6 protein-coding genes are annotated in these 6,217 nt (G+C 46.7%); 2 read left to right on the forward strand and 4 right to left on the reverse strand.

The window, feature by feature from the left end; translation table 11 throughout:
• Window positions 1-489 precede the first annotated feature (489 nt).
• Window positions 490-1,833 (forward strand): MFS transporter, encoded by a 1,344-nt coding sequence (locus tag MHN01_RS13330; RefSeq protein ID WP_239411792.1) that lies wholly within the window; start codon window positions 490-492, stop codon window positions 1,831-1,833.
• Between the two features lie 114 nt (window positions 1,834-1,947).
• Here the strand turns inward: MHN01_RS13330 and MHN01_RS13335 are convergent, their stop codons facing one another.
• Window positions 1,948-2,166, reverse strand: a complete 219-nt coding sequence (locus MHN01_RS13335; RefSeq protein WP_075766448.1) for a VF530 family DNA-binding protein — start codon at window positions 2,164-2,166, stop codon at window positions 1,948-1,950.
• Window positions 2,167-2,316: 150 nt separating this feature from the next.
• On the opposite strand from MHN01_RS13335, the gene MHN01_RS13340 reads away from it, so the two are divergent.
• A complete protein-coding gene (locus MHN01_RS13340) occupies window positions 2,317-2,787 on the forward strand; it encodes a DUF1456 family protein (protein WP_239411793.1) in 471 nt (156 codons plus the stop codon).
• An 83-nt stretch (window positions 2,788-2,870) separates the two neighbouring features.
• Here MHN01_RS13340 and MHN01_RS13345 read toward each other — a convergent pair whose 3' ends face one another.
• The 3 genes from MHN01_RS13345 to MHN01_RS13355 form a co-directional block, all read right to left on the reverse strand.
• Window positions 2,871-3,449, reverse strand: coding sequence for a hypothetical protein (locus MHN01_RS13345; RefSeq protein WP_239411794.1), 579 nt, complete (start codon window positions 3,447-3,449; stop codon window positions 2,871-2,873).
• A 256-nt stretch (window positions 3,450-3,705) separates the two neighbouring features.
• The gene (gene asnS / locus MHN01_RS13350; RefSeq protein WP_239411795.1) at window positions 3,706-5,106 is read right to left on the reverse strand and encodes an asparagine--tRNA ligase; all 1,401 of its coding nucleotides are present in this window, start codon (window positions 5,104-5,106) and stop codon (window positions 3,706-3,708) included.
• Between the two features lie 89 nt (window positions 5,107-5,195).
• The coding region (locus tag MHN01_RS13355) for a methyl-accepting chemotaxis protein (protein ID WP_239411796.1) at window positions 5,196-6,217 on the reverse strand (1,022 nt) is incomplete at its 5' end.

The raw sequence follows: 6,217 nt of genomic DNA on the forward strand, positions 1-6,217 counted from the left end.
GTAAGTATTGACAACAAAATGCAACAATTTCATGAAAGATTTTTCAAAGTCGCTCATAGTTATAGCTTTTGGTTAATCTTCACCAGTTTTTGACAATCGTTACCAATTTCATTTGCAATAAAATTACGACATTTAGCCACTTATAGAGGTGCGAAAATACACTTTTTGATTGTTTTTTCGTTGTTTAAAAATGAATGCGTGTAATTTTACAACATTTGGCGATATCTGACGTTGTTGGTGTGAAATTGATCACAGATGGTAGGGGGTGGCTTCCAATAGGATTGCTCTCCGATGGAAACGGTCAAATATGATGAATTCGGTCTGTTTATTGTACTAAAGGATATAAAAAGCCCTGCTTTAATAACATACAGACGATAAACATACCAAATCACAATTCTTACATTGTTCGTCATATTCAGCCTGGAGTTGGAAGTTACCGCTGTCGCAATAAAGTTTCAGACTGCGGTGGTATATATCGGGGATATATTAATGGAAAAGCCACGCCTTTCGTTTTGGCAAATATGGAATATGAGCTTCGGTTTCATGGGAATTCAATTTGGCTTTGGTTTGCAAAATGCCAATGTCAGTCGAATCTTTGAAACACTGGGAGCAAGCATTGATCAAATCCCTATCTTATGGATTGCTGCACCGCTTACGGGGTTACTCGTACAACCTATTATTGGATACTTCAGTGACCGTACCTGGTCAGGATTAGGCCGTCGTCGCCCGTACTTTTTGTTCGGGGCGGTAGCCTCTTCGGTAGCGCTGATTGTTATGCCATATTCCCCGTATTTATGGGTGGCCGCAGGTATGCTGTGGATTCTTGACGCATCGATAAATATTTCGATGGAGCCTTTCCGTGCGCTGGTGGCCGACAACTTGCCTTCTGAGCAGCGAACACAGGGCTTTGCGGTTCAAACATTCTTTATCGGTGTGGGATCAGTTGTCGCCTCAGCCATGCCTTATCTACTAACAAACGTGTTTGATGTGTCAAATACAGCGTCAGTAGGTGAGGTACCGCCGTCGGTCAAAATCTCCTTTATTTGTGGTGCCGTGGTGTTTATTGCCTCCATCTTATGGACGGTAATTCGTACTAAGGAGTATTCACCACAGGAGTTGGCTAAGTTTAATAACGAACAGTTTGAACCAGAAGAAAAAGCCAGCCTGAAAGAGATCATCACTGATATCAAGGCGATGCCAAAGACAATGGTTCAGCTCGCTGTGGTGCAGTTCTTTTCTTGGTTCGCGTTGTTTGCGATGTGGATCTATACCACTTCGGCGGTGACATCTCACATCTTCGGTACCTCTGACACCAGCTCAGTGGTGTATAACGAAGGGGCGGACTGGGTTGGTTTGTGTTTCGCAACCTACAATGGTATTTCGGCATTGGCTGCATTTGCCTTACCCTGGCTTGCCCAGCGCACCAGCCGTAAGTTTGTGCATAGCCTGAGTCTGATTATCGGTGGCCTGAGCCTTGCCTCAATTTCTCTGATCGAAACACCATCGATGCTGATGCTCAATATGGTGGGAATAGGCTTGGCGTGGGCCAGCATCCTGTGTATGCCTTATGCGATTTTGGCCGGTGCGCTGCCAGCAAAGAAAATGGGATTCTATATGGGGGTCTTCAACTTCTTTATCGTGCTGCCGCAGATCCTTGCTGCTGGCGTACTTGGCTTTATCACTCGTTGGGCTTTTGGTGGCAATACCATGATGGCGATAGTGCTTGGCGGTGCTTCAATGATCTTTGCCGGTCTGATGGTCTCAGTAGTTAAGGATGAAGATGAGCCGAACTCCGCTTCGGAGCAAGTTAAGCTGAAGCCTGAAACGGTCTAATTCAGCGCTTTCTTTCAAGCGTCTTCTGTTCAGAAAGGCCAGCCCGGTTACGCGGCTGGCCTTTTGGGTATTTAATGACGACAGCATTTGTGACTTGTCACGGCTTATACGTTCCTAGATAAAGAAGGTATCAAGGTATAGCTGTTCGACTTCTTTTCGTGCCCATTCAGTACGGCGGAGAAATTTCAGGCTCGACTTCATGCTCGGGTCATTGTTGAAGCAGCGGACGTTAACCAGCCTGCCCAGTTCTTCCCATCCATAGTGATCAACCAGCTCGCCGAGTAGGGTTTGCAGGGTAATACCGTGCAGCGGGTTATTGGGTTGCGTGTTCATGTGCTTTGTTTCTTCGCTTGATCTGAGTGGTGGCCACTATAGCAGCTTTAAATCAGCGTTTGTAACTAATGGGGGCTATTATCTGGTAAAGTAGCGGGCAATTTCGCAGTACGTCATTTTGGCAATGCTGCACTAATACTAGGATTTACTGTGCTTAACAACGACATCTTGCGACGTATTCGCTATACCTTTGATTATAACGATGCGGCAATGATCAGCATTTTTGCTGCCGCGGACCATGAGGTAACCCGAGAGCAAGTTAGCGACTGGTTGAAGAAAGATGATGATGCTGCATTTAAGAAGTGTACTGACCGTGAACTGGCGATTTTCCTCAATGGCCTGATTAATACAAAACGCGGCAAGAAGGAGGGCGTCCAGCCTGAGCCTGAGTCACGTCTAACCAATAACATGATTTTCATGAAGTTGCGTATTGCGTTGAATTTCAAGGCTGAAGATATACTTGAAATTATGGAATCGGTTGATTTCCATATGAGCAAGCATGAGCTAAGCGCTTTTTTCCGAAAACCAGACAACAAGCATTACCGTGAATGTAAAGATCAGATTCTGCGTAACTTCCTGCTTGGTGTTCAGCAGAAGTTCCGTCCGGGTTCTGCAGAGTAATACTGAGATTAAACACATCGATTTAGTGTGATAAACAAAGGCTACCCAAGGGAAGGGTGGCCTTTGTTATAGTTGGAACCGCCTTAGCTGAGCTGTTCATCCAGCGAGATTTCTCCCTCATGCTGAATCAGCAGCATTTTTTGGATATTGAAACCGCAAAGCATGAGAATAAGACACCAATTTAAGAAAGGAAGCGTTCCTTTTTCCAGGCTTTCAGAGAGTTGAGCTGGTTTCCACTGAAAGGTGTCACAAAGGCTTTCTACCGTTATGCCGGTGAAGATGTTGTCACCAATAATGCGCTTAAATTCTTTCTCGCTAGGCATTTCAAAAATGCTTCTATTTTTAAACGCTGTTGGCTTGAATGCGCGCATTACCTTCCTTGCATCGACATCAATAGGCTGACCGTTATTTTGAATATTCGGGCGTCCTGCAAGGGCTACGAGAAAACACCAGCAAGGGTAGGGAATATTAGAAATATTCTCAGGTTCACGCTTGTAGCGGGACATCCAATCAGAGATTTTTTTCTCTTGTAGGCCAGTTAAACGGGCGAGGGTTGCTGAATCATACCCATACTCTTTTAGCAGGTTGATAATTTCAGCGACTTCTGAAACGAAGGGTTTGGCCCACAGGCTTGCTGGCGCGAGGGTAGTTTCTCTGATCATAATAGGCTCATCGGGTTTAATGCTGGTGCTTAGGGCACACAAGCGGATAGGCATAAGCTTATTCGATGCGAATGAGTAAGTCTATTCGTCTGACTCTGTTCGCTATCTGTGATATTCCACTTGTCGATATTACGGTCAGTTATGTAGGGGGCTGGTTGGAACCAGGTTTATAAGAAATGGTATAGCAAGGCTGAAAACAAACAGGACGAGCAAAGCTCGTCCTGTGAGATAGGTTCCTGTGCACTTCTAACTGAGATTAGAAGTTTGCAGAGCGTGGCGCACGTGGGAATGGAATTACGTCACGGATGTTAGCCATACCAGTTACGTAAGTTACCAGACGCTCGAAGCCAAGACCGAAGCCTGAGTGAGGTACAGAACCGTAACGACGTAGGTCGCGGTACCAGCTCATGTGCTCAGGGTCGATGCCCATTTCAACCATACGCTTGTCAAGAAGCTCCAGGCGTTCTTCACGCTGAGAACCACCGATGATTTCACCGATACCCGGCGCCAATACGTCCATTGCGGCTACTGTCTTGCCATCGTCGTTCATGCGCATGTAGAACGCTTTGATGTCTTTCGGGTAGTTTTTCACAACAACAGGTGCTTTGAAGTGTTCTTCTGCAAGGTAGCGCTCGTGCTCAGAAGACATATCGATGCCCCACTCAACATCGAACTCGAACTCACGGCCAGAATCTTTCAGGATCTGGATAGCGTCAGTGTAGTCAACCTGTGCAAAATCTGAAGTTACAAACTGCTCTAGGCGAGTAATTGCATCTTTGTTGATACGCTGCGCGAAGAACTCAAGATCATCACGACGTTCTTCCAGTACCGCTTTGAATACATACTTCAGCATGTCTTCAGCCAGTTTTGCTACGTCATCAAGCTCAGCGAATGCAACTTCTGGTTCAACCATCCAGAATTCAGCCAGGTGACGGCTGGTGTTTGAGTTTTCAGCACGGAAAGTCGGGCCGAACGTGTATACCTTGCTCAGTGCACAAGCGTAAGCTTCTGCGTTTAGCTGGCCAGATACAGTCAGGAAGGTTTCTTTACCAAAGAAATCTTTGTCAAAGTCAACTTCACCCGCGTCAGTCATCGGTGTGTTCACCATATCTAGAGTAGATACGCGGAACATTTCACCGGCACCTTCACAGTCAGAGGCTGTGATTAGCGGCGCAGACATCCAGAAGAAGCCTTGCTCGTGGTAGAAGCGGTGGATCGCTTGAGACAGGCAGTTACGTACACGTGCAACCGCACCGATCACGTTAGTACGCGGGCGCAGGTGAGCCACTTCACGAAGGTACTCGATAGAGTGACGTGTTTTAGCCATTGGGTAAGTATCTGGGTCTTCAACCAGGCCAACGATTTTTACTTCAGTTGCCGCAAGCTCGAAGTCCTGACCTTTAGCCGGTGATTCAACAATCTTGCCAGTCACCTCAACAGAGCAACCAGTTGTCAGTTTAAGTACTTCTTCCTGGTAATTATTTAACTCATTTGGGACCACGGCCTGAATCGGGTCGAAACAAGAGCCGTCATAAATGGCAAGAAAAGAGATTCCAGCTTTGGAATCACGACGTGAGCGGATCCAACCACGAACAGTGACTTCAGTGTCTACTGCTAGCTTTCCGCTTAATACGTCTGTTACAGGCGCGTAAGTCATGTTTAAATTATTCTCCGTTAAGGCACTTTATAGATCTGTACTTAAAGATACAGTCCGAAAGAGCAATATTACCTGTCTTACGTCAAGCATCAAGCTTTGTTATCACTTGAAAGGGTAAATTGATGAAGTAATCGCTCTAGTTGTTCGGCCAACTGCTCAAGATTTACACTAATCTCACGAGATTGTAGTGCATGAGCGGAGGTATCGTCTGCATGACTGGTGATAGTTTCGACTTTTGTTCTGATGGAATCGGCCATATTGGCCTGGGCAGAACTTTGCTGCTGAATATCGTTGGCGTGGTTATTGACTACCTGAATGCCGCTACCTATTTCGGACAATGCATGGGACAACTGCTCGATGGTCGCCATTTTGCTATGGGCGGTCTGACAGGTTGCTTCGACAGCATTGGCTGACGCTTCGCAATCATTGTGCAGCGCTTCGATAATTGACTGGATATCCCCGGTTGCCTGATGGGTACGGTTGGCCAGGTTGCGAACTTCTTCGGCGACGACGGCGAAACCGCGGCCCTGCTCGCCAGCACGGGCAGCCTCAATCGCGGCATTCAGAGCCAGTAGGTTAGTTTGTTCGGCAATGGAGCGGATCACGTCTAGGATACTGGCGACCTGCTGGCTTTGCTCATTCAGGTTATCAATACGGCTTTTGACGTTTTCGATGTCGGAGACCAGAACTTTGATGTCATTGCCGGCATCGTTGGCCAGTTGTGTACCCAGAATTGCTGATTGAGAGGCGCTTTGGCTCAAGTTTGCGGCTTCCGTGGTGCGTTGCTCAATATCATGCTGCTGGTGTTGCATATCATCAATGGCAACAAACATTTCAGACGTTTCATTGCGCTGACTGTCAGCGGCATTAGTGGTATCTGCCGATACATTGATTAACTGATTGGCCTGCAGGGTAAGTGATTCCGAGGTATTTTGTACCTGTTGCAGACTGGCAGAGAAGTTATCCAGCATCTGATCATAGCTATGGCATAGCTCGCCGATTTCGTCGGTCCGGGTTTCATTGAGGCGGCCGCTTAAATCTTTGTTGACACTAGTTTGCTTCATGTATTCTGACACTCGGCGTAACGGCCTGACAATCATTCTGCGGATCA

Source organism: Photobacterium sp. OFAV2-7 (genome assembly GCF_022347985.1).
Taxonomy (GTDB): Bacteria; Pseudomonadota; Gammaproteobacteria; order Enterobacterales; family Vibrionaceae; genus Photobacterium.

Excerpts from the sequence above, each read along its gene's own strand:
- MHN01_RS13330 (WP_239411792.1), top strand. The coding sequence starts at position 490 with ATGGAAAAGCCACGCCTTTCGTTTTGGCAAATATGGAATATGAGCTTC.
- asnS (WP_239411795.1), bottom strand. The coding sequence starts at position 5,106 with ATGACTTACGCGCCTGTAACAGACGTATTAAGCGGAAAGCTAGCAGTA.
- MHN01_RS13335 (WP_075766448.1), bottom strand. The coding sequence starts at position 2,166 with ATGAACACGCAACCCAATAACCCGCTGCACGGTATTACCCTGCAAACC.
- MHN01_RS13345 (WP_239411794.1), bottom strand. The coding sequence starts at position 3,449 with ATGATCAGAGAAACTACCCTCGCGCCAGCAAGCCTGTGGGCCAAACCC.